The sequence below is a fragment of the Streptomyces sp. BBFR25 genome (assembly GCF_044590125.1).
GTDB lineage: Bacteria > Actinomycetota > Actinomycetes > Streptomycetales > Streptomycetaceae > Streptomyces > Streptomyces canus_D.
In genome coordinates this window covers 3,612,410-3,633,607 of record NZ_CP172447.1, presented here as the reverse complement: position 1 = coordinate 3,633,607, position 21,198 = coordinate 3,612,410, and the positions used below count along the sequence as shown (strand labels likewise).

20 protein-coding genes are annotated in these 21,198 nt (G+C 70.9%); 9 read left to right on the top strand and 11 right to left on the bottom strand.

Annotation, left to right across the window (positions count from 1 at the left end):
• Positions 1-64 precede the first annotated feature (64 nt).
• A complete protein-coding gene (locus tag ACGH52_RS16390) occupies positions 65-1,924 on the top strand; it encodes a PQQ-binding-like beta-propeller repeat protein (RefSeq protein ID WP_399940140.1) in 1,860 nt (619 codons plus the stop codon).
• A 171-nt stretch (positions 1,925-2,095) separates the two neighbouring features.
• The gene (locus ACGH52_RS16385; protein ID WP_059301217.1) at positions 2,096-2,770 is read left to right on the top strand and encodes a response regulator transcription factor; all 675 of its coding nucleotides are present in this window, start codon (positions 2,096-2,098) and stop codon (positions 2,768-2,770) included.
• A gap of 446 nt (positions 2,771-3,216) precedes the next feature.
• Here the strand turns inward: ACGH52_RS16385 and ACGH52_RS16380 are convergent, their stop codons facing one another.
• Positions 3,217-3,525, bottom strand: coding sequence for a hypothetical protein (locus ACGH52_RS16380; RefSeq protein WP_076974786.1), 309 nt, complete (start codon positions 3,523-3,525; stop codon positions 3,217-3,219).
• A gap of 21 nt (positions 3,526-3,546) precedes the next feature.
• Positions 3,547-5,235, bottom strand: coding sequence for a sodium:solute symporter family protein (locus ACGH52_RS16375; protein WP_059301215.1), 1,689 nt, complete (start codon positions 5,233-5,235; stop codon positions 3,547-3,549).
• Positions 5,236-5,424: 189 nt separating this feature from the next.
• Between ACGH52_RS16375 and galT the strand changes: the two genes are divergently transcribed.
• The 3 genes from galT to galK are packed head-to-tail and all read left to right on the top strand — an operon-like array spanning position 5,425 to position 8,647.
• On the top strand, positions 5,425-6,486 hold the full coding sequence (galT, locus tag ACGH52_RS16370) for a galactose-1-phosphate uridylyltransferase (RefSeq protein WP_076974785.1): 1,062 nt from the start codon (positions 5,425-5,427) through the stop codon (positions 6,484-6,486).
• Complete coding sequence (galE, locus tag ACGH52_RS16365) at positions 6,483-7,445, top strand: UDP-glucose 4-epimerase GalE (protein ID WP_059301213.1); 963 nt, start codon at positions 6,483-6,485, stop codon at positions 7,443-7,445. Before galT ends, galE begins: the two co-directional genes overlap by 4 nt.
• Before the next feature lie 38 nt (positions 7,446-7,483).
• The gene (gene galK / locus ACGH52_RS16360; RefSeq protein ID WP_076974784.1) at positions 7,484-8,647 is read left to right on the top strand and encodes a galactokinase; all 1,164 of its coding nucleotides are present in this window, start codon (positions 7,484-7,486) and stop codon (positions 8,645-8,647) included.
• A 5-nt stretch (positions 8,648-8,652) separates the two neighbouring features.
• On the opposite strand, the gene ACGH52_RS16355 is transcribed toward galK, so the two are convergent.
• Positions 8,653-9,108 carry an N-acetyltransferase gene (locus ACGH52_RS16355; RefSeq protein WP_059301211.1) on the bottom strand — a complete coding sequence of 152 codons (456 nt, stop codon included), beginning with the start codon at positions 9,106-9,108 and terminating at the stop codon, positions 8,653-8,655.
• A gap of 311 nt (positions 9,109-9,419) precedes the next feature.
• Here ACGH52_RS16355 and ACGH52_RS16350 point away from each other — a divergent pair, with 311 nt between their 5' ends.
• Positions 9,420-10,199: a response regulator transcription factor gene (locus tag ACGH52_RS16350; protein ID WP_059301210.1), complete on the top strand. Its 780-nt coding sequence runs from the start codon at positions 9,420-9,422 to the stop codon at positions 10,197-10,199.
• On the opposite strand, the gene tamR is transcribed toward ACGH52_RS16350, so the two are convergent.
• Positions 10,158-10,655 (bottom strand): MarR family transcriptional regulator TamR, encoded by a 498-nt coding sequence (gene tamR, locus ACGH52_RS16345; RefSeq protein WP_007450665.1) that lies wholly within the window; start codon positions 10,653-10,655, stop codon positions 10,158-10,160. The genes ACGH52_RS16350 and tamR overlap by 42 nt on opposite strands.
• Positions 10,656-10,774: 119 nt before the next feature.
• Here tamR and ACGH52_RS16340 point away from each other — a divergent pair, with 119 nt between their 5' ends.
• Together ACGH52_RS16340 and ACGH52_RS16335 are read left to right on the top strand one after the other, a co-directional pair.
• Positions 10,775-11,623 (top strand): trans-aconitate 2-methyltransferase, encoded by an 849-nt coding sequence (locus ACGH52_RS16340; RefSeq protein ID WP_399940132.1) that lies wholly within the window; start codon positions 10,775-10,777, stop codon positions 11,621-11,623.
• Positions 11,620-11,997: a VOC family protein gene (locus tag ACGH52_RS16335; protein ID WP_121700838.1), complete on the top strand. Its 378-nt coding sequence runs from the start codon at positions 11,620-11,622 to the stop codon at positions 11,995-11,997. The genes ACGH52_RS16340 and ACGH52_RS16335 overlap by 4 nt, the downstream gene beginning before the upstream one ends.
• A gap of 15 nt (positions 11,998-12,012) precedes the next feature.
• On the opposite strand, the gene ACGH52_RS16330 is transcribed toward ACGH52_RS16335, so the two are convergent.
• The 3 genes from ACGH52_RS16330 to ACGH52_RS16320 are packed head-to-tail and all read right to left on the bottom strand — an operon-like array spanning position 12,013 to position 14,892.
• Positions 12,013-13,188 (bottom strand): CaiB/BaiF CoA transferase family protein, encoded by a 1,176-nt coding sequence (locus ACGH52_RS16330; RefSeq protein WP_399940129.1) that lies wholly within the window; start codon positions 13,186-13,188, stop codon positions 12,013-12,015.
• Between the two features lie 19 nt (positions 13,189-13,207).
• Positions 13,208-13,885: a TetR/AcrR family transcriptional regulator gene (locus tag ACGH52_RS16325; RefSeq protein WP_003975684.1), complete on the bottom strand. Its 678-nt coding sequence runs from the start codon at positions 13,883-13,885 to the stop codon at positions 13,208-13,210.
• Positions 13,882-14,892, bottom strand: coding sequence for a fatty acid desaturase (locus ACGH52_RS16320; RefSeq protein ID WP_121700841.1), 1,011 nt, complete (start codon positions 14,890-14,892; stop codon positions 13,882-13,884). The genes ACGH52_RS16325 and ACGH52_RS16320 overlap by 4 nt, the downstream gene beginning before the upstream one ends.
• A gap of 304 nt (positions 14,893-15,196) precedes the next feature.
• Between ACGH52_RS16320 and ppc the strand changes: the two genes are divergently transcribed.
• The gene (ppc, locus tag ACGH52_RS16315) at positions 15,197-17,932 is read left to right on the top strand and encodes a phosphoenolpyruvate carboxylase (protein ID WP_059301204.1); all 2,736 of its coding nucleotides are present in this window, start codon (positions 15,197-15,199) and stop codon (positions 17,930-17,932) included.
• Positions 17,933-18,013: 81 nt separating this feature from the next.
• Here the strand turns inward: ppc and ACGH52_RS16310 are convergent, their stop codons facing one another.
• The 4 genes from ACGH52_RS16310 to ACGH52_RS16295 all read right to left on the bottom strand — a co-directional run bounded on the left by ACGH52_RS16310 (position 18,014) and on the right by ACGH52_RS16295 (position 21,086).
• Complete coding sequence (locus ACGH52_RS16310; protein ID WP_399940125.1) at positions 18,014-18,541, bottom strand: hypothetical protein; 528 nt, start codon at positions 18,539-18,541, stop codon at positions 18,014-18,016.
• Between the two features lie 52 nt (positions 18,542-18,593).
• Positions 18,594-19,196, bottom strand: coding sequence for an aminoacyl-tRNA hydrolase (pth, locus tag ACGH52_RS16305; protein ID WP_210973917.1), 603 nt, complete (start codon positions 19,194-19,196; stop codon positions 18,594-18,596).
• Positions 19,197-19,302: 106 nt separating this feature from the next.
• Complete coding sequence (locus ACGH52_RS16300) at positions 19,303-19,899, bottom strand: 50S ribosomal protein L25/general stress protein Ctc (RefSeq protein WP_076974776.1); 597 nt, start codon at positions 19,897-19,899, stop codon at positions 19,303-19,305.
• A 212-nt stretch (positions 19,900-20,111) separates the two neighbouring features.
• Positions 20,112-21,086: a ribose-phosphate diphosphokinase gene (locus ACGH52_RS16295; protein ID WP_210973916.1), complete on the bottom strand. Its 975-nt coding sequence runs from the start codon at positions 21,084-21,086 to the stop codon at positions 20,112-20,114.
• Between the last annotated feature and the right edge of the window lie 112 nt (positions 21,087-21,198).

Sequence of the window (21,198 nt, the reverse complement as noted above, 5' to 3'; positions counted from 1 at the left end):
CCCCGGCCGCGTTCCCGCGGCCCGTTCCGTCCCCGTCGTCTCCGCTCTTCGAGGTGCTCACGTCATGACCCAGCCGCCGCCCCCGCCGCCCAACCAGCCCCCGCAGGGGGGCGGTTTCGGCCCGCCGCAGAACCAGCCGCCGCAGAACCAGCCGCCGCAGAACCAGCCGCCGCAGCAGCCGGGCTACGGCTATCCGCAGACGCCGCCGCAGGCGCCCGCGGCTCCGCCCACGCCGCCGGCGGGGCCGCCGCCGCAGCAGCCGGGGTACGGGTATCCGCAGACGCCGCCGCAGCCCCAGCCGCAGCCCGGGTACGGCTACCCGGGTCAGCCCGGTCAGCCCGGGCCGTACGGGCAGCCGACGCCTGCCTACGGCCAGCCGGGACAGCCCGGTCAGCCCGGATACGGCTACCAGCAGCCGGCCACCATGCCCATGCAGCCGCAGGCCGCGGGGCCGGGCGGCGGGCGGAAGATCAACGCGCAGGTCGCCATCATCGTGTCCGCCGTCGTCGCGATCGCGCTGATCATCGGCGGCGGGGTCTGGTACGCCGGGTCCTCCGACGACGGCGGCAAGGACGACACCGCCGGCTCCAGCGGCGGCACGGGCGGCGACGGCGGCACGGACCAGAAGGGCGGCGACGGCGGCAAGACCTCCGGCGCCCAGGAGAAGGCGCCCTCCGACCCGGCCGCCAAGGTCCTCTTCCAGGTCCCGATGCCCCCGGTGAGCAAGGACGACAGCAGCGTCGTCGTCTCCGGCTCGTGGCTCACCGACAAGGTGTACGCCAAGAGCGGCGTCGCCGAGGTCGTCGGGTACGACGCCGACAAGGGCAGCAAGAAGTGGACCGTCAAGCTGGAGGGTCCCGTCTGCGCGACCACGCGGCACGTCACCGACGACAACAAGACGGTGATCGTCCACCAGCCCGCCATGCCGACCAAGGCCGAGCCCTCGCACGGCTGCACCCAGGTCGCGGTCCTGGACCTGGACGCCGGGAAGAAGGTGTGGACGAAGACCGCCGGTGACGAGCCGATCTCCTTCGACAACGTCACGATCAGCGGTGGCACCGTCGCCGCGGGCAGCACCGACGGCGGCGTCGCCTTCGACCTCGCCAAGGGCGACGTCCTGTGGTCCCCGAAGACCACCGACACCTGCTACGACGCGGGCTACGGCGGCGGCGAGAAGCTGGTCGCGGTGCGCAAGTGCGGCTCGTACGACGCCCGCCAGCTGAACATCCAGACCATCGACCCGAAGAGCGGGAAGGTGCTCTCCGAGTACAAGATGGCCAAGGGCATCGAGTACGCGGGTGTCGTCTCGACGGAGCCGCTGGTCGTGGCCGCCGACGTCGGTGACTCCGCCGGTGACGGCAGCGGCATCTCGGACTTCTTCTCCATCGACAACAAGACCGGCAAGCTGCTCACCCGCATCTCGGCACCCGGAGACCAGTTCGCGGCCCGCTGCGACAGCATCACCAAGATCGAGAGCTGCAACGGGCTCGCGGCCGGGAACGGCAAGCTCTACATCGCCACCGAGGAGCACGAGGGCAGCGGCGAGTCGTACAGCCGGGCCAACGAGGTCGTCGCCTTCGACCTGGCCACCGGCAAGCAGACCGGTCAGCGCGCGGACTCCGGCGACGACTACACGATCACCCCGCTGCGCATGGACGGCGGCAACGTGATCGCCTACAAGCGCCCGCCGTACGACAAGGGCGGCCAGGTCGTGAGCATCGACGGCGCGACGTTCAAGCAGACGACGCTGCTGGAGAACCCGGCGACGGAGGCGGTGCGGGACGTGGAGACGAGCATGTCCCCGGACTACTCCGAGCTGCTCTACTCGCAGGGGCACCTGTACATGTCGCAGGTGTACGCCAGCGAGCCGACCAGTGCGGACGAGAAGGAGTACCTGGCGGTCGCGTTCGGCACCAGCGGCTGAACGGCCCGCGGTCCGGACCACGGCCCCGTCCCTGCTGCGGCAGGGGCGGGGCCGCGCATTTGTGGGGTGGTTATCGCCGGTAGAGGCAGCGCCCGGACGGGGGAGCGTGTAGCTTCCGGGGACATGCCGGGGGCATGCCGGGGTGGGACAGGGTGACTGGGGGGTTGCTCCATGGGAGTACGGCTCATGGTGGTCGACGATCACCGATTGCACGCCGAGGCGCTGGCCTCGGCGCTGAAGCTGCGGGGGCACCGGGTGCTGGCGGCGGCGGCGCCGGCCGCGGGGGCGGCGGAGCTGGTGATCAGCCGGGCGCCGGAGGTGTGCCTGCTGGGGACGGCGACACCGGCCGAGCCGGGGATCTTCGACCCGGTGGCGCGGGTCAAGCGGGAGCGTCCGCAGGTGGCGGTGCTGGTGCTGGGCCCGGTGCCGAGCCCTCGCGGCATCGCGGCGGCGTTCGCGGCGGGGGCGTCGGGGTACGTGCGGCACGACGAGCGCATAGAGGGCGTCGAGCGGGCGATCATGAAGGCGCGGGCGGGGGAGGCGGCGGTGGCGCCCTCGTTGTTGCAGGGGGCCTTCGCTGAGCTGCTGAACCCGGCCGCGCAGCCCGACGACGAGGGGCAGCGGCTGCTGCAGATGCTCACGCCCCGGGAGGTGGAGGTGCTGGTGCGGGTCGCGGACGGGGAGGACACGCGGTTGATCGCGGCGGGGATGGGGATCGCTCCGTCGACGGCGCGTACGCATGTCCAGCGGGTCCTGATGAAACTGGGTGTGGGGTCGCGGTTGGAGGCGGCGGCGCTGGCTGCGCGGACGGGGTTGCTGGACCGGGCGGGTGCCTCCGGCGGCTGAGCGGGTTCGGTGGGGGTGCGCGTTGCGCGGTGTGTCCGGTGGGTGGGTCGGGGCCGCGCCGGGGGGTGTCCGTCCTCGGAACGGCGCGGAATCGGTCACTTGAAGAGGCTCGGGGCGTTGACGCGCCAACCGCTGCGGGCGGACACCCCCCGACACGACCCCTGCTCGCCGTACGCGGCTCTCCCGCCGCGTCGCCACGCCGCCCGGCTGCGGGCAGTCGCCTCCTGCCCCAGTTGCGGGCAGTCGTGCCTCCCCCAGTGCCTGAACGGCCTGGGAGGTACCCCCAGGCGGCACGGGTGGGCGGTGGGGGCACCTCCCGCTCGAGCGAAGCCGAGAGTGGGGGAGGCACCCCGGCAGCGCCGGGCCGCGCTCCCCACCCCCGCGCCCACACCCACCCCGGGTGCCGGTCAAGCACCGGTGCACTGGGCGGCGGTGTTAAGACACCGTCACTCCTTCTCGGCCTCCTCCAGCGGCGGAGCCGGAGGCGCCGTCGGCCGCAGCTTCAGCCAGGCCAGGAAGAACACGCCCAGGACCAGCATCCCCAACCCGGTCCACAGATTGATGTTCACCCCCTGCGCCTTGTCGATGTCCTCGTCGGACGCCGCGAATCCCGCGATCGTCACGATGACGCCGTAGATCACGAACAGCCCGCCGATGATCCGCCGGATGTCGAACAGCCGCGCGGCGGTGACGGACTTGGTCTCCAGCTCGGAGACCTCGTCCTGGACGTTCTTGTCGGAGTAGGAATCAGACATGCTCTCTCAATCCTCCCGCGATCAGAACGAGAACGGGATGTAGCAGGCGGCGGCCAGGACGACCGCCCCCCAGCCCAGCAGCGCCGGCTTGCGGTACCACGCGTCGTCGCCCTTGGCGGGCGCCTCCGACATGCCGGGGGAGGTGGTGCCGTAGACCAGGCCCTGGAGTTCCGCGACCGGCTTCGGCTTGGTGAACAGGGACACGGCGACCATGACCACCGCACCGGCGACGAAGCCCGCGATCGCGGAGACGAAGTTGGCGCCCTGGTCGGAGGGGATGTCGATGATGCCCTGCTTGTAGATGACGAAGTAGTTCACCATCGCGGCCGTGGTGCCCGCGATCAGGCCCCAGAAGCCGGACTTCATCGACGCCCGCTTCCAGAACATGCCGATGATGAAGACCACGAACATCGGCACGTTGAAGAAGGAGAAGAGCGTCTGGAGGTAGCTCATGATGTTGGAGAAGGACGAGGCCAGGAACGCCGTGCCGATGGAGGCCAGGACGCCGATCACCGTGATCAGGCGGCCGAAGCGGACGTAGTAGCCGTCCTCGCGGTCCTTCACCACGTACTTCTGCCAGATGTCGGTGGTGAAGACGGTGTTGAAGGAGGAGATGTTGGCCGCCATGCCGGCCATGAAGGCGGCCAGCAGACCGGTCACCGCGATGCCCAGGACGCCGTTGGGCAGCAGTTGCTGCATCAGGTACGGGATCGCGTCGTTGTACTGGAGGTCCGAACCGGGGGTGCCGATCTTCGGGACCAGGACCGCGGCGACCAGGCCGGGGATCATGACGACGAAGACGATGAAAATCTTCGGGAACGCGGCGATCAGCGGGGTGCGCTGGGCCGCCGAGAGGTTCTTCGCGGACAGGGCGCGCTGGACCTCGGCGAAGTTCGTCGTCCAGTAGCCGAAGGAGAGGACGAAGCCCAGGCCCAGGACGATGGTCAGCCAGTTGGCGCCCAGCGGGTTGTCGCTGCCGATGCCCGTGCCGCCCCACGCCGTCATGAAGTCGGAGCCGTGGGACTGGGAGAGGGAGTCGGACAGGCCGTCCCAGCCGCCGACCTTCTTCAGACCCAGGACGGTGATCGGGATGAGGCCGGCCAGGATCACGAAGAACTGGAGCACCTCGTTGTAGATGGCCGAGGAGAGGCCGCCCAGCGTGATGTACGCCAGGACGAAGAAGCCGGCCACCACGATGGCCACCCACTCCGGCCAGCCGAGGAGCGCCTCGACGACGATCGCGAGGGCGTAGAGGTTCACGCCGGCGATCAGGATGGCCGCCACGGCGAACAGGGCCGAACTGAGGAGGTGGGAGGCCTTGTCGAAGCGCAGGAGGAGGAACTCCGGGACCGAGCGGACCTTCGAGCCGTAGTAGAACGGCATCATCACCAGGCCGAGGAAGACCATCGCCGGAATGGCGCCGATCCAGTACCAGTGGGTCGTGTAGACGCCGTACTGGGCGCTGTTGGCGGCCATGCCGAGGATCTCGGTGGCACCCAGGTTGGCGGCGACGAAGGCGAGGCCGGTGACCCAGGCGGGCAGGGAACGGCCGGACAGGAAGAAGTCCAGGCTGGTCTTGACCGAGCGGCGGGCGGCGAAGCCGATGCCCAGGACGACCACGAAGTAGATCCCGAGGATCGTGTAGTCGAGCCAGTTGGTGGGGAGTCGAAGCTCTGCGGCTAGATAAGTGGAGCTTGTGGGGGTTTGCATTAAGCACTCGCTTCGTTCGCGAACTGATCCGGAGCGGAACCTACGCCTCCGCGTTCAGTAATTGAACACTTCTGGTGATGTTCTTTGTTTGATTGTGATGCGAGCTGTGGATGGTGGGTTGTGATGTGTTATGTTTGATTGTGTTGGATGACTGGTGACTGTCATGGGTGGGTGCAGAGGAGTGCGGCAGTGAAGAAGACCTCGACCCGGCTGGCCGACGGCCGTGAGCTGGTCTACTACGACCTTCGCGACGACACCGTGCGCGACGCCGTGGACCGCCGTCCGCTGGAGCGGACCGTCACCACCTCCGAGGTGCGCCGCGATCCGCTGCTCGGTGACTCGGTCGCCGTCGCCTCGCACCGCCAGGGGCGCACCTACCACCCGCCGGCCGACCAGTGCCCGCTGTGCCCGTCGGACGGGGAGCGGCTGAGCGAGATTCCGGACTCGGCCTATGACGTGGTGGTCTTCGAGAACCGGTTTCCCTCGCTGGCCGGCGACTCCGGGCGCTGCGAGGTCGTCTGCTTCACCTCCGACCACGACGCCTCCTTCGCCGACCTGAGCGAGGAGCAGGCCCGGCTCGTGCTCGACGCCTGGACGGACCGCACCTCGGAGCTGTCCCATCTGCCCTCCGTTGAACAGGTGTTCTGCTTCGAGAACCGGGGCGCCGAGATCGGGGTGACGCTGGGTCACCCGCACGGGCAGATCTACGCCTACCCGTTCACCACCCCCCGCACCGCCCTGATGCTCCGTTCACTCGCCGCCCACAAGGACGCGACGGGCGGGGAGAACCTGTTCGACGCCGTGCTGGAGGAGGAGTTGGCCGGTGAGCGGGTCGTCCTGGAGGGTGAGGAGTGGGTGGCCTTCGTGCCGTACGCGGCGCACTGGCCGTACGAGGTGCATCTGTATCCGAAGCGGCGGGTGCCCGATCTGCTGGGGCTCGACGAGGCGGCGCGCACAGAATTCCCCAAGGTCTATCTGGAACTGTTGAGGCGCTTCGACCGGATCTTCGGTGAGACGGAGCCTCCGACGCCGTACATCGCGGCCTGGCACCAGGCGCCGTTCGGGCAGCTGGAGGAGTTCGAGGGCGTGCAGCGCGACGACTTCGCGCTGCACCTGGAGCTTTTCACCATTCGCCGTACGTCCGGCAAGCTGAAGTTCCTCGCGGGCTCCGAGTCCGGCATGAACGTGTTCATCAACGACGTGCCTCCGGAGCGCGCGGCCGAGCGACTGCGAGAGGTAGCGAGTTCATGAGCGGGAAGTACCTGGTGACAGGTGGTGCGGGATACGTCGGCAGCGTCGTCGCCCAGCATCTGGTGGAGGCGGGGCACGAGGTCGTCGTGCTCGACAATCTGTCGACCGGTTTCCGTCAGGGTGTGCCGGCGGGTGCGTCGTTCGTCGAGGGCGACATCCGGGACGCGGCCAAGTGGCTGGACGGCTCGTTCGACGGCGTGCTGCACTTCGCCGCCTTCTCCCAGGTCGGCGAGTCGGTCGTCAAGCCCGAGAAGTACTGGGACAACAACGTCGGCGGGACCATGGCCCTGCTGGAGGCCATGCGGGGCGCGGGTGTGCGGCGGCTCGTCTTCTCCTCCACGGCCGCCACGTACGGCGAGCCCGAGCAGGTCCCGATCGTCGAGTCCGCGCCGACCAAGCCCACGAACCCGTACGGTGCCTCGAAGCTGGCCGTCGACCACATGATCACCGGTGAGGCGGCCGCCCACGGGCTGGGCGCGGTCTCGCTGCGGTACTTCAACGTCGCGGGCGCGTACGGGGAGTACGGCGAGCGCCACGATCCCGAGTCGCATCTGATCCCGCTGGTGCTCCAGGTGGCGCAGGGCAGGCGGGAGGCCATCTCCGTCTTCGGCGACGACTACCCGACGCCGGACGGCACCTGTGTGCGCGACTACATCCACGTCGCCGACCTGGCCGAGGCCCACCTGCTGGCCGTGGCGGCCGCCACCCCGGGCGAGCACCTCATCTGCAACCTGGGCAACGGCAACGGCTTCTCCGTCCGCGAGGTCGTCGAGACCGTGCGGCGGGTGACGGGCCACCCCATCCCCGAGGTGGTCGCCCCGCGCCGGGGCGGCGACCCGGCGGTCCTGGTGGCGTCGGCGGAGACCGCCCGGGAGAAACTGGGCTGGAACCCGTCCCGCGCGGACCTCGCGGGGATCGTGTCGGACGCGTGGGAGTTCGCGCAGCGGCGCGCGGGCTAGTACATACCGCAGTTACCGGAAGGGCGAGGGGTCAGGGCATGGGCGAGGCTGTCGCGGAGACCGTCGGCGAACGGTTCCGGGAGCTGTACGGGGCGGACCCGGAGGGCGTGTGGGCGGCGCCGGGCCGGGTGAACCTCATCGGCGAACACACCGACTACAACGACGGCTTCGTGATGCCGTTCGCCCTGCCGCACCAGGCCGTCGCCGCCGTGTCCCGGCGCGAGGACGGCGTCCTGCGCCTGCACTCGGCCGACATCGACGCCGGGCCGGTCGAGCTGCGCGTCGCCGACCTGATGCCCGGCTCGGACAAGTCCTGGACCGCGTACCCCTCGGGCGTCGTCTGGGCGCTGCGCGAGGCGGGCCACGAGCTGACCGGCGCCGACGTCCACCTGGCCTCGACGGTCCCGTCGGGCGCCGGGCTCTCGTCCTCGGCGGCCCTGGAGGTCGTCGTGGCCCTCGCGCTGAACGACCTGTACTCCCTCGGCCTGCGCGGCCGGCAGCTGGCCCGGCTGTGCCAGCGCGCGGAGAACGTCTACGTCGGCGCCCCCGTCGGCATCATGGACCAGACGGCCTCCGCCTGCTGCGAGGCGGGCCACGCCCTGTTCCTCGACACCCGCGACCTCTCCCAGCGCCAGATCCCCTTCGACCTCGCCGCCGAGGGGATGCGGCTGCTGGTCGTCGACACCCGGGTCAAGCACTCCCACAGCGAGGGCGAGTACGGCAAGCGCCGCGCCGGCTGCGAGAAGGGCGCCGCGCTGCTCGGCGTCGACGCGCTGCGCGACGTGCCCTACGCCGACCTGGACGCGGCGCTGGAGCGGCTGGGCGACGAGGAAGAGGTGCGCCGCCTGGTCCGGCACGTGGTGACCGAGGACGAGCGGGTCGAGCGGGTGGTGTCGCTGCTGGAGTCCGGCGACACCCGCGCCATCGGCCCCGTCCTCGTCGAGGGGCACGCCTCGCTGCGCGACGACTTCCGCATCTCCTGCCCCGAGCTGGACCTGGTCGTCGACACGGCCCTCGCCTCCGGCGCCCTCGGCGCCCGGATGACCGGCGGCGGCTTCGGCGGCTCGGCGATCGTCCTGGCGGAGGCCGCCGACGTGGACACCGTCACCAAGGCGGTCGAGGACGCCTTCGCGGCGGCCGCCTTCAAGACTCCGCGGGTGTTCGAGGCGGTGCCCTCGGCGGGGGCGCGGCGCCTGCTCTGAGCCGGTCAGCCCAGCCGCTTCACCAGCGTGTACTCCGTGATCCCCGGCGGGTAGTCGGGGATCACGCACATGACGTCGTAGCCGCGCTTCGTGTAGAAGCCGGGGGCCTGGAAGTCCCAGGTCTCCACGCGGGCGGCGGCGCAGCCGCGTTCGGTGCGGGCGGTGCGTTCCGCCTCGTCGAGGAGGGCGGAGCCGAGGCCCGCGCCCCGGTGGCCGCCGTCCACCCACAGGTAGGTCACGTGGAGCCAGGTCGCCCAGGTGTGGCCGACGAGGCCGCCCGCCAGGCCGCCGGCCTGGTCCAGGACCCAGACGTGCAGCGGGAATTCGCGTTCGTGAGGGGTCCCGCGCAGGGAACGCAGGACGGAGGAGGCCGCTGTGTTCGTCTCTCGCAGGCGGGTGCGCAGCAGATCGCGCCGTTCCTTGTCGACTTCTGTCACAAGACGAAACATGCGGCTCACCATAAACGTGCCGCGGAGTCAGTTCTGCAAATAGCCTTCCGCTCCCGGCGCCCGTCCGTACTCTGATGAGCAGCACCGGTGGGGGCCGGTGTCGTTCAGGGGGCGAGACAGCCGGGTACGACGCCCGGGGCGGGGGTAGCGATTACCGCACGGCGGCGGCCGTGCGGCTGCGGCGGCCCGCCCCGGCGTACCGCGCACAACAGCACAGCTGGATGCGGGGCCTTGGGCGTCGTACCCGTGCCGGTGCCGTCGTCCGAGGACGGACAGACGATGGGTATCCCCTGCTCCTGGCGGAGCTCGGGGGAGGGGGTTTCGTGGTTCGGATCCGAGTCCTGGTCGTCGACGACCATCGCATCTTCGCCGAGTCGCTCGCGGCCGCCCTGGCCGCCGAGCCCGACGTGGACGTCTCCGCGGCCGGCAGCGGTCCGGCCGCACTGCGCTGCCTGGAGCGGGCCGCCTCCGAGGGGCGGCGGTTCGACGTGCTGCTCGTCGACGCCGACCTGGGCGGTCATGTGCCCGGCGCCCGGCCCGCCGTGCCCGTGCGGGACGGCAACGAGGACGGGCTGGTGGACGGGATCTCCCTGGTCGCCGGGGTGCGCTCGGGGCAGCCGGGCGTACGGACCGTCGTCCTCGCCGAGAAGGACGACCCCCGGCGGGCGGCGCTCGCCCTGGGGGCCGGGGCCTGCGGATGGGTGGCCAAGGACTGCTCCCTGTCCCGGCTGCTCAGCGTCATCCGGGGAGTCCTGCGCGACGAGACGCATCTGCCCCCCGCCCTGCTCACCGGCGTCCTGCGCGAGCTGACCGCGGCCCGCAAGCACCGCACCGAGAGCGAGCTGCTGGTGGAGTCCCTGACCCCGCGCGAGCGGGAGGTGCTGCGCTGCATGGTCGCCGGGCTCGGCCGCAAGGCGGTCGCCGAGCGGCTGTACCTGTCCCCGCACACGGTGCGCACCCACATGCAGAACGTCCTGGGCAAGCTGGGCGTCCACTCCACCCTGGCTGCCGTGGCGCTGGCGCGCAGGGCCGGGGTGGGGCCGGCGGACCTGGACAGCCCCTCAGCCGGGGATGTTGTCGAACGGGGCGGTCAGCTGGCGTAGCAGGGCCGCCAGCTCGCTGCGCTGGGCGCGGGACAGCTCGCCCAGGATGGCGCGCTCCTGGGCCAGCAGACCGGCCAGCGACTGGTCGGCGCGGTCCCGGCCCTCGTCCGTGAGCCGGACCAGGACGCCGCGCCGGTCGCTGGGGTCGGGCAGGCGCTCCACCAGGCCCTTCTTCGCCAGGCGGTCGATCCGGTTGGTCATCGTGCCCGAGGTGACCAGGGTCTGGGTGAGGAGCTGTCCCGGGGAGAGCTGGTACGGGGTGCCCGCGCGGCGCAGCGCCGTCAGCACGTCGAACTCCCACGGCTCCAGCTGGTGTTCGGAGAAGGCCAGCCGGCGTGCGCGATCCAGGTGCCGGGCCAGCCTGCTGACGCGGCTCAGCACCTCGAGCGGTTCCACGTCGAGGTCCGGGCGCTCCCGGCGCCACGCTGCGACCAGCCGATCGACCTCGTCCTCCATGACGATCAGTGTAGTGGTTGTGTCGACGTGAAGTCTCTTGAGGTCAACTGTCTTGACGTCGAGAGACTTTCGGGGCGACGCTGGGTACCCGTCCCGCACGGACACCCTCTGGAGGCTCCATGCCCGCCACCGCCCCCACCTGGGACCCCGCCCAGTACCTGCGCCACGCCGGGCACCGCGCCCGCCCGTTCACCGACCTCCTCGCCCGGATCCCGGACCTCCCCTCGGACGCGCCCCGCATCGCCGACCTCGGCTGCGGCCCCGGCAACGCCACCGTCCTGCTCGCCGACCGCTGGCCCACCGCCCGCGTCACCGGCTACGACAACTCGCCCCGGATGCTCGAACGGGCCCGGCAGTACGCGGGGCCAACCCCCGGCGGCGGCCACCTCGACTTCGCCCCCGCCGACGCCCGCACCTGGACCCCCGACGAGCCCTGCGACCTCCTCGTCAGCAACGCCACCCTCCAGTGGGTCCCCGGCCACGCCGACCGCTTCCCCGACTGGATCGACCGCCTCGCCCCCGGCGGCACCCTCGCCCTCCAGGTCCCCGGCAACTTCGACGCCCCGAGCCACCGCCTGATGCGCGAACTCGCCGAATCCCGGCGCTGGCGGGACCGCCTCACCGGCGTCCTGCGCCACGACGACGCCGTCCTCACCCCCGAGGGCTACCTGGCCCGCCTGACCGCCGCCGGCTGCACCGCCGACGTGTGGGAGACGACGTACGTCCACCTGCTGCCCGGCGAGGATGCCGTCCTCGACTGGGTGAAGGGGACGGGACTGCGGCCCGTGCTGGACGCCCTCGACGACGATCCGGCCGCCCGCGACGCGTTCGTCGAGGAGTACCGGGCCGTCCTGCGCGCCGCCTACCCCGCCGAGGCGTACGGCACCCCGTTCCCCTTCCGCCGCGTCTTCGCGGTCGCCCTGAAGCCCGCGGGTACGGCGGGGACGGCGGGGGAGGCGGTCCGGTGATCACCGGCCTCGACCACGTGCAGCTCGCCGCGCCGCCCGGCGCCGAGGAGCCGCTGCGCGCCTTCTACGTCGGTGTTCTCGGCATGGCCGAGATCCCCAAGCCGCCCGTGCTCGCCGCCCGCGGCGGCTGCTGGTTCCAGTCCGGCACCGTCCAGCTCCACCTGGGCGTCGAGACGACCGGCTTCCGGCCCGCCCGCAAGGCCCACCCCGGGCTGCGGGTCACCGGCATCGACGCGTACGCCGCCCGCCTCGAGGCCCACGGCACGCCCGTCACCTGGAACGACGACCTGCCCGGCCACCGGCGCTTCCACTGCGCCGATCCGGTCGGCAACCGCCTGGAGTTCCTGGAACCGGACGCACCCACCCACCGGTGACCACCCGGCCGGGGCTCACACCACGCCGTCCGCGGCGAGCGCGTCGATGTCCTCCTCCGACAGACCGAGGTCGCCGAGTACGGCGCGGGTGTGCTCGCCCAGCGCCGGGACCGCCTCCATGCGCGGCGCCCGACCGGTCGGTCCCGGCGGCGCCATCGCCGGTACGGGACCGGCCGGGGTCAGCACCTCGTGCAGGCGCCCGCGCGCGGCCAGCTGCGGGTGGTCCCACACCTCGGTGAGCGTGTTCACCCGGGCGTTGGCCACCGGCACCGCGTCGAGCAGCGCGATCGCCTCGGTACTGGTCAGCTCCGCGAACCGCGCCGAGATCAGCGCGCCCAGCTCCTCACGGTGCGCGTCGCGGTCCGCGTTGGTGGCGTAGTGCGGGTGCTCGGCCAGTTCCGGACGGTCCAGGAAGCCCGCACAGAAACCGTGCCACTCGCGCTCGTTCTGCACCGCCGTCATCACGACCTTCCCGTCGCCCGCCGTGAACGGGCCGTACGGATAGATCGTCGCGTGCGCGGCGCCCGCCCGGGGAGGCGGCGACGCGCCGTCGAAGGAGTAGTACAGCGGAAAACCCAGCCACTCCACGGTGGCCTCCAGCATCGACACGTCCAGGTGCGCACCCCGTCCCGTCCGGCCCCGCTCCAGCAGCGCGGCCAGGATCGAGCTGTAGGCGTACATCCCGGCGGCGATGTCCGAGACCGGGATGCCCGCCTTGGCCATGGCCTCCGGAGTGCCCGTGACCGACAGCAGCCCCGCCTCGGACTGCACCAGCAGGTCGTACGCCTTGCGGTCGGCGTAGGGGCCCGGCGCGCCGTAGCCGGAGACGTCGCACACGATCAGCCCCGGATGCGCCGCCCGCAGCTCCCGCGCACCCAGTCCGGCGCGGGCCGCGGCGCCCGGCGCCAGGTTCTGCAGGAAGACGTCGGCGCCCGCGACCAGCCGGCGCAGCAGCTCCAGGCCCCGCGGGTCCTTGAAGTCCAGGGTGAGGGACTCCTTGTTGCGGTTGGCCCACACGAAGTGCGAACTCAGACCCCGCACCCGGGAGTCGTACGCCCGGGCGAAGTCCCCCGTCCCCGGGCGCTCCACCTTGATCACCCGCGCGCCGAGGTCGGCGAGCTGGCGGCTGGCGTAGGGAGCGGCGATCGCCTGCTCCAGCGAGACGACGGTGACGCCGCGCAGTGGCTGCATGTGTTCTGCCCTCGCGGCCCTAGCTCTTGCGGTGCCCTATCAGGCGCGGCTTCGGCTCCAGGCCGTCCAGGCCGTGCCACGCAAGGTTGACCAGGTGCGCCGCCACCTCCGCCTTCTTCGGACGGCGCACGTCCAGCCACCACTGGCCGGTCAGCGCCACCATGCCCACCAGCGCCTGCGCGTACAGCGGGGCCAGCTTGGCGTCGAAGCCGCGGTTCTTGAACTCGCGGCCCAGGATGTCCTCCACCTGGGTGGCGATGTCCGAGATCAGCGAGGCGAAGGTACCCGTCGACTGCGGGATGGGGGAGTCCCGGACCAGGATGCGGAAGCCGTCCGTGTACTCCTCGATGTAGTCCAGGAGCGCGAAGGCGGCCTGCTCGCACAGCTCACGCGGGTGCCCGGCCGTCAGGGAGCCGGTCACCATGTCGAGCAGCCGCCGCATCTCGCGGTCCACGACCACCGCGTACAGGCCCTCCTTGCCGCCGAAGTGCTCGTAGACCACCGGCTTGGACACCCCGGCCTTCGCCGCGATCTCCTCGACGGACGTGCCCTCGAACCCCTTCGCCGCGAAGAGGGTGCGGCCGATCTCCAGCAGCTGCTGGCGGCGCTCGGCACCGGTCATCCGGGTGCGACGCGCTCGCCGCGGCTTCTCGTTGCTTGGGGTGCTGCTGGAGTCGGTCGCCACGGCGTCAATCATGCCGCCTTCGCCGTCTCCTTCCGGCGGCGGGCACCGTCCTGATCCGTGTTGCGGCGCGAATCGATACGCGAGCGTGACGGCCAGCGCACGTCGTACGCCCACCCGAGCCGCTCGAACCAGCGGATCAGCCGGGCACTCGAATCGAGCTGCCCGCGCATCACCCCGTGCCGCGCCGAGGTCGGGTCCGCGTGGTGCAGGTTGTGCCAGGACTCGCCGCAGGACAGGATCGCCAGCCACCACACGTTGCCCGAGCGGTCCCGGGACTTGAAGGGCCGCTTGCCCACCGCGTGGCAGATCGAGTTGATCGACCACGTGACGTGGTGCAGCAACGCCACCCGCACGAGTGAACCCCAGAAGAACCCGGTGAACGCGCCCCACCAGGACATCGTGACCAGCCCGCCGATCAGCGCGGGCAGCGCCAGGGACACCACGGTCCACAGGATGAACTGCCGGGAGACCGCCCGCAGCGCGGGGTCCTTGATCAGGTCCGGCGCGTACTTGTCCTGCGGCGTCTGCTCCTCGTCGAACATCCAGGCGATGTGGGCCCACCACAGGCCCTTGATCAGGGCGGGTACCGTCTCGCCGTACCGCCACGGCGAGTGCGGGTCGCCCTCGTCGTCGGAGAACTTGTGGTGCTTGCGGTGGTCGGCCACCCAGCGGACCAGCGGCCCCTCGACCGCCATCGAACCCGCGATCGCCAACGCGATCTTCAACGGCCGTTTCGCCTTGAAGGAACCATGGGTGAAGTGTCGGTGGAACCCGATGGTGATGCCGTGGCAGCCCAGGAAGTAGAAGAAGACCAGCAGCCCCAGGTCCAGCCAGCTCACGCCCCAGCCCCACGCCAGTGGCACCGCCGCCACCAGCGCGAGGAACGGAACGGCGATGAACAGCAGCAGCGTGATCTGCTCGAGGGACCGCTTCTGCTCACCACCCAGCGTGGCGGAGGACGCCGCGGCGGAGTCGGCCGGCTGCGGAGCGTCTGGGATCACATCGGAACTCGTGGTCATGCGCGTCCCCTGTGGGGTCGAGGGTGGGGTCGTGTGGGGTGTCCGGTGCCGGGCTGCGGGAACCTGCACGGTCTTCCTACGGTTCCGTAACCTACGGCGACGCAAGTATGGCAGTGCGTGACCGCGCGGCAAGAGCCCCAGAGCCTGCGCGTCCTGGCCGACACCTATCCTGGGAGTCGGTCGGACAGCGCGGTCCGCTCTGATTACTTCCCGGACGTCCGGCCCGGTAAGCGGCGCCCGCCGCGCGAGACGGCCGTCCGGGTTCCCTCCCAGACGAGCTTCAACACTGCAAGGAGCCGCACCTGTGAGCAGTGCCGACGACCAGACCACCACGACGACCAGCAGCGAGCTGCGCGCCGACATCCGCCGCCTGGGTGATCTCCTCGGGGAGACCCTGGTCCGGCAGGAGGGCCCCGAGCTGCTGGAACTCGTCGAGAAGGTCCGCCGACTCACCCGCGAGGACGGCGAGGCCGCCGCCGAACTGCTGCGCGGCACGGAACTGGAGACCGCCGCCAAGCTCGTCCGCGCCTTCTCCACCTACTTCCACCTCGCCAACGTCACCGAGCAGGTCCACCGCGGCCGCGAGCTGGGCGCCAAGCGCGCCGCCGAGGGCGGACTGCTCGCCCGTACGGCCGACCGGCTCAAGGACGCCGACCCCGAGCACCTGCGCGAGACGGTCCGCAACCTCAACGTGCGCCCCGTCTTCACCGCCCACCCCACCGAGGCCGCCCGCCGCTCCGTCCTCAACAAGCTGCGCCGCATCGCCGCCCTCCTGGACACCCCGGTCAACGAGTCCGACCGGCGCCGCCTGGACACCCGGCTCGCCGAGAACATCGACCTCGTCTGGCAGACCGACGAACTGCGCGTCGTACGCCCCGAGCCCGCCGACGAGGCCCGCAACGCCATCTACTACCTCGACGAGCTGCACCTGGGCGCCGTCGGCGACGTCCTCGAAGACCTCACCGCCGAACTGGAGCGGGCCGGCGTCAAGCTCCCCGACGACACCCGCCCCCTCACCTTCGGCACCTGGATCGGCGGCGACCGCGACGGCAACCCCAACGTCACCCCCCAGGTGACCTGGGACGTCCTCATCCTCCAGCACGAACACGGCATCAACGACGCCCTGGAGATGATCGACGAGCTGCGCGGCTTCCTCTCCAACTCCATCCGCTACGCGGGCGCGACGGAGGAACTGCTCACCTCCCTCCAGGCCGACCTCGAACGGCTCCCCGAGATCAGCCCCCGCTACAAGCGCCTCAACGCCGAGGAGCCCTACCGGCTCAAGGCCACCTGCATCCGCCAGAAGCTGGAGAACACCAAGCAGCGCCTCGCCAGGGGCACCGCCCACGAGGAGGGCCGCGACTACCTCGGCACCGCCGAGCTGATCGACGACCTGCGCATCGTCCAGACCTCCCTGCGCGAGCACCGCGGCGGCCTCTTCGCCGACGGCCGCCTCGCCCGCACCATCCGCACCCTGGCCGCCTTCGGCCTCCAGCTCGCCACCATGGACGTCCGCGAACACGCCGACGCCCACCACCACGCCCTCGGCCAGCTCTTCGACCGGCTCGGCGAGGAGTCCTGGCGCTACGCCGACATGCCCCGCGAGTACCGCACCAAGCTCCTCGCGAAGGAACTGCGCTCCCGCAGGCCCCTGGCCCCCAGCCCGGCCCCCGTCGACGCGCCCGGCGAGAAGACCCTCGGCGTCTTCCAGACCGTCCGCCGCGCCCTGGAGGTCTTCGGCCCCGAGGTCATCGAGTCCTACATCATCTCCATGTGCCAGGGCGCCGACGACGTCTTCGCCGCGGCGGTGCTGGCCCGCGAGGCCGGACTGATCGACCTGCACGCGGGCTGGGCCAAGATCGGCATCGTGCCGCTCCTGGAGACCACCGACGAGCTGAAGGCCGCCGACACCATCCTGGAGGACCTCCTCTCCGACCCCTCCTACCGGCGGCTGGTCGCCCTGCGCGGCGACGTCCAGGAGGTCATGCTCGGCTACTCCGACTCCTCCAAGTTCGGCGGCATCACCACCAGCCAGTGGGAGATCCACCGCGCCCAGCGCCGCCTGCGCGACGTCGCCCACCGCTACGGCGTGCGGCTGCGCCTCTTCCACGGCCGCGGCGGCACCGTCGGCCGCGGCGGCGGCCCCACCCACGACGCCATCCTCGCGCAGCCCTGGGGCACCCTGGAGGGCGAGATCAAGGTCACCGAGCAGGGCGAGGTCATCTCCGACAAGTACCTCATCCCGGCCCTCGCCCGGGAGAACCTGGAGCTGACCGTCGCGGCCACCCTCCAGGCCTCCGCCCTGCACACCGCGCCCCGCCAGTCCGACGAGGCCCTCGCCCGCTGGGACGCCGCGATGGACGTCGTCTCCGACGCCGCCCACACCGCCTACCGGCACCTGGTCGAGGACCCCGACCTGCCGACCTACTTCCTGGCCTCCACCCCGGTCGACCAGCTCGCCGACCTGCACCTGGGCTCGCGGCCCTCCCGCCGCCCCGGCTCGGGCGTCTCGCTCGACGGACTGCGCGCCATCCCGTGGGTCTTCGGCTGGACCCAGTCCCGGCAGATCGTCCCCGGCTGGTACGGCGTCGGCTCCGGCCTCAAGGCCCTGCGCGAGGCCGGCCTGGACACCGTGCTGGACGAGATGCACCAGCAGTGGCACTTCTTCCGCAACTTCATCTCCAACGTGGAGATGACGCTGGCGAAGACCGACCTGCGCATCGCCCAGCACTACGTCGACACCCTCGTCCCGGACGAGCTGAAGCACGTCTTCGACACCATCAAGGCCGAACACGAGTTGACGGTCCGCGAGGTCCTGCGCGTCACCGGCGAGACGGAACTCCTCGACGCCGACCCGGTCCTCAAGCAGACCTTCGCCATCCGCGACGCCTACCTCGACCCCATCTCCTACCTCCAGGTCGCCCTCCTCGGCCGCCAGCGCGAGGCCGCCGCCGCGGGCCAGGACCCGGACCCCCTCCTCGCCCGAGCCCTCCTCCTCACGGTCAACGGCGTGGCAGCGGGTCTGCGCAACACGGGCTGACCCCGCACCCCGCACGCACGACGGTGCCCCCGTGCTCACCCAGAGCACGGGGGCACCGTCACGTCCGTACGTGCACAGGACTCACACCGCCACGAACGCCGCCGTCAGCAAGGCCACGCCCGCCCCGGCCATCACCCATCCCGCCCGCGTCCGCCGCAGGCCGCCCGCCACCACCACCGACGCCAACAGCAGCGCACCGCCCAACGGCACCCACGCATACAGGATCCCGGCCGGCCCCGACCGCACCGCGTCCCCACTGCCGGGCTTCAACACCACGCTGTACGTCCGCCCCTTCGCCACCGCGACCGAGTCCTCGAGGACGACCTGCTCCCGCGCCTGCGACCCCGCCGACACCGGCGAGTACGGCCCACTGCACGAGCCCCCGCCGCACCGCGTCACCTCGACCGTGCCCTGCTCCCGGCCCTTGGTCAGCAGCACATGCTGCGCCGTACCCCAGGACGCCCACACCCCCGCGATCAGGATCAACGCCGTGACCGTCCCCATCGACGCGACCCGGCCGAACCGCAGCAGGACGGAGGAGACAGAGGACGTGGAGGAGGCCTGACGGGGACGAGCGGCGGCGGCAGAGGCAGGCATGGCCGGGATCATTGGCCATATCTGTGCGCTCGGTCAACTCGCCCGCGCACCATCACCGGACAAGTCAGGAGTTGTACGTGCTCTGCGCCCGCTCGAGCCCCTCGATCACCAGAGCCTCCACCGCGTCCGCCGCCCGGTCCACGAAGTAGTCCAGCTCCTTGCGCTCCGTCGACGAGAAGTCCCGCAGCACGAAGTCCGCCACCGGCATCCGCCCCGGCGGCCGCCCGATCCCGAACCGCACCCGGTGGTAGGCGGGCCCCAGCGACTTCGTGATCGACTTCAGCCCGTTGTGCCCGTTGTCCCCGCCGCCCAGCTTCAGCCGCAGCACGCCGTAGTCGATGTCCAGCTCGTCGTGCACCGCCACGATGTTGCCGACCGGAACCTTGTAGAAGTCCCGCAGCGCCGTCACCGGGCCTCCCGACACGTTCATGAACGACATCGGCTTCGCCAGGATCACCCGCCGGTTCGCCGGACCCGGCGGACCGATGCGCCCCTCGACCACCTGCGCCTGCGCCTTGCCGTGCCGCTTGAAACGCGCCCCGATCCGCTCCGCAAGCAGGTCCGCCACCATGAAGCCGACGTTGTGCCGGTTCGCGGCGTACTCGGGGCCCGGATTCCCGAGGCCGGCCACCAGCCACGGAGCGCCCGCGTCCGTCGTCACGTCCATGTCTCCTTCGTATCCCTCGTACCAGTCCGTACCCGTCCGCACATACGCGTCGGCCGCTGCCCCGCACGGGAACAGCGGCCGACCACACGATGACCGTAGGGGAGGATCAGGCCTCCGCGGCCTCTTCGCCCTCGCCCGCACCCTCGGCCGGGGCCTCCTCGGCCTGCGCGGACAGGACCTGCAGCACGACGGTGTCGCCGTCCACGTCCAGCTTCACGCCGGACGGCAGCGCGATGTCCTTGGCGTGGATCGAGGCACCGGCCTCCAGACCCGCCACCGACACGGTGACCTGCTCCGGGATGTGCGTGGCCTCGGCCTCGACCGGAAGCGCGTCCAGGACGTACTCCAGCAGGTAGCCACCGGGGGCCAGCTCGCCCTCGGCCTGCACCGGGATCTCGACCGACACGGTCTCGCCGCGCTGCACCAGCTGCAGGTCGACGTGCTCCAGGAAGCCCTTGATCGGGTCACGCTGCACGGACTTCGGGATCGCCAGCTCGTTGGACTTGCCGTCGATGTCGAGCGCGATCAGCACGTTCGACGTACGCAGCGCCAGCAGCAGCTCGTGACCCGGCAGGGTCAGGTGCAGCGGGTCGGAACCGTGACCGTACAGAACACCGGGAACCTTGTTGTCACGGCGGATACGACGCGCGGCACCCTTGCCGAACTCGGTGCGCGTCTCGGCGGTGAGCTTCACCTCGGACATGATCACTCCTCGTGTAAATCAGATACGGACGTGGTCACCCGGCCACGAACGGCCTGCTACGAAGAGCGCGTCGATAACGGAGCGCCACACCCGCAGACACGGATACGGCCTCCCTCGCCGAGCAACTTCAGCAGTCTACTCGGAGAGGAAGGCCGTACCCAAAACGATCAGACAGGCGGGACCACACCTGCAGAACGGTTACTGCACGACGCTCACTGCTCGTCGAACAGGCTCGTCACCGAACCGTCCTCGAACACCTCACGCACCGCACGCGCGATCGTCGGCGCGATCGACAGCACCGTGATCTTGTCCAGCTCCAGCTCGCTCGCCGACGGCAGCGTGTTCGTGAACACGAACTCGCTCACCTTCGAGTTCTTCAGGCGGTCCGCCGCCGGACCCGACAGCACACCGTGCGTCGCCGTCACGATGACGTCCTGCGCACCGTGCGCGAACAGCGCGTCCGCCGCGGCGCAGATGGTGCCGCCCGTGTCGATCATGTCGTCGACCAGGACGCAGATGCGGCCCTTCACATCACCCACGACCTCGTGCACCGTGACCTGGTTCGCCACGTCCTTGTCGCGCCGCTTGTGCACGATCGCCAGCGGAGCGCCCAGACGGTCGCACCACCGGTCGGCCACCCGCACCCGGCCCGCGTCCGGAGACACCACCGTCAGCTTCGAACGGTCCACCTTCGCACCCACGTAGTCCGCGAGCAGCGGCAGCGCGAACAGGTGGTCCACCGGGCCGTCGAAGAAGCCCTGGATCTGGTCGGTGTGCAGATCCACGGCCAGAATCCGGTCCGCACCCGCGGTCTTCATCAGGTCCGCGATCAGACGCGCCGAAATCGGTTCACGCCCGCGGTGCTTCTTGTCCTGCCGCGCGTAACCGTAGAACGGCACGATGACGGTGATGGAGCGGGCCGACGCGCGCTTCAACGCGTCGATCATGATCAGCTGCTCCATGACCCACTTGTTGATCGGAGCCGTGTGGCTCTGGATCAGGAAGCAGTCCGCACCGCGCGCCGACTCCTGATACCGCACATAGATCTCACCGTTGGCGAAGTCGAAGGCCTTCGTCGGGACGACCCCGACACCCAACTGCTCGGCGACCTCCTCGGCAAGCTCGGGGTGTGCGCGGCCGGAGAAGAACATCATCTTCTTCTCGCCGGTCGTCTTGATCCCGGTCACAGCACTTTCTCCTCAGAGGTTCGCAGCTGAGCTCATGGGCGCTCTCCCGACTGGCCGCGGGGGCGTCTCAGCTGGTGGGGTGCGGATGTGCACTTATCACGGTACGCCGTGT

Coding starts and splice junctions, on each gene's coding strand:
- ACGH52_RS16390 (WP_399940140.1), top strand. CDS start 65: ATGACCCAGCCGCCGCCCCCGCCGCCCAACCAGCCCCCGCAGGGGGGC.
- ACGH52_RS16385 (WP_059301217.1), top strand. CDS start 2,096: ATGGGAGTACGGCTCATGGTGGTCGACGATCACCGATTGCACGCCGAG.
- ACGH52_RS16380 (WP_076974786.1), bottom strand. CDS start 3,525: ATGTCTGATTCCTACTCCGACAAGAACGTCCAGGACGAGGTCTCCGAG.
- ACGH52_RS16375 (WP_059301215.1), bottom strand. CDS start 5,235: ATGCAAACCCCCACAAGCTCCACTTATCTAGCCGCAGAGCTTCGACTC.
- galE (WP_059301213.1), top strand. CDS start 6,483: ATGAGCGGGAAGTACCTGGTGACAGGTGGTGCGGGATACGTCGGCAGC.
- galK (WP_076974784.1), top strand. CDS start 7,484: ATGGGCGAGGCTGTCGCGGAGACCGTCGGCGAACGGTTCCGGGAGCTG.
- ACGH52_RS16355 (WP_059301211.1), bottom strand. CDS start 9,108: ATGGTGAGCCGCATGTTTCGTCTTGTGACAGAAGTCGACAAGGAACGG.
- tamR (WP_007450665.1), bottom strand. CDS start 10,655: ATGGAGGACGAGGTCGATCGGCTGGTCGCAGCGTGGCGCCGGGAGCGC.
- ACGH52_RS16340 (WP_399940132.1), top strand. CDS start 10,775: ATGCCCGCCACCGCCCCCACCTGGGACCCCGCCCAGTACCTGCGCCAC.
- ACGH52_RS16330 (WP_399940129.1), bottom strand. CDS start 13,188: ATGCAGCCACTGCGCGGCGTCACCGTCGTCTCGCTGGAGCAGGCGATC.
- ACGH52_RS16325 (WP_003975684.1), bottom strand. CDS start 13,885: ATGATTGACGCCGTGGCGACCGACTCCAGCAGCACCCCAAGCAACGAG.
- ACGH52_RS16320 (WP_121700841.1), bottom strand. CDS start 14,892: ATGACCACGAGTTCCGATGTGATCCCAGACGCTCCGCAGCCGGCCGAC.
- ACGH52_RS16310 (WP_399940125.1), bottom strand. CDS start 18,541: ATGATCCCGGCCATGCCTGCCTCTGCCGCCGCCGCTCGTCCCCGTCAG.
- pth (WP_210973917.1), bottom strand. CDS start 19,196: ATGGACGTGACGACGGACGCGGGCGCTCCGTGGCTGGTGGCCGGCCTC.
- ACGH52_RS16300 (WP_076974776.1), bottom strand. CDS start 19,899: ATGTCCGAGGTGAAGCTCACCGCCGAGACGCGCACCGAGTTCGGCAAG.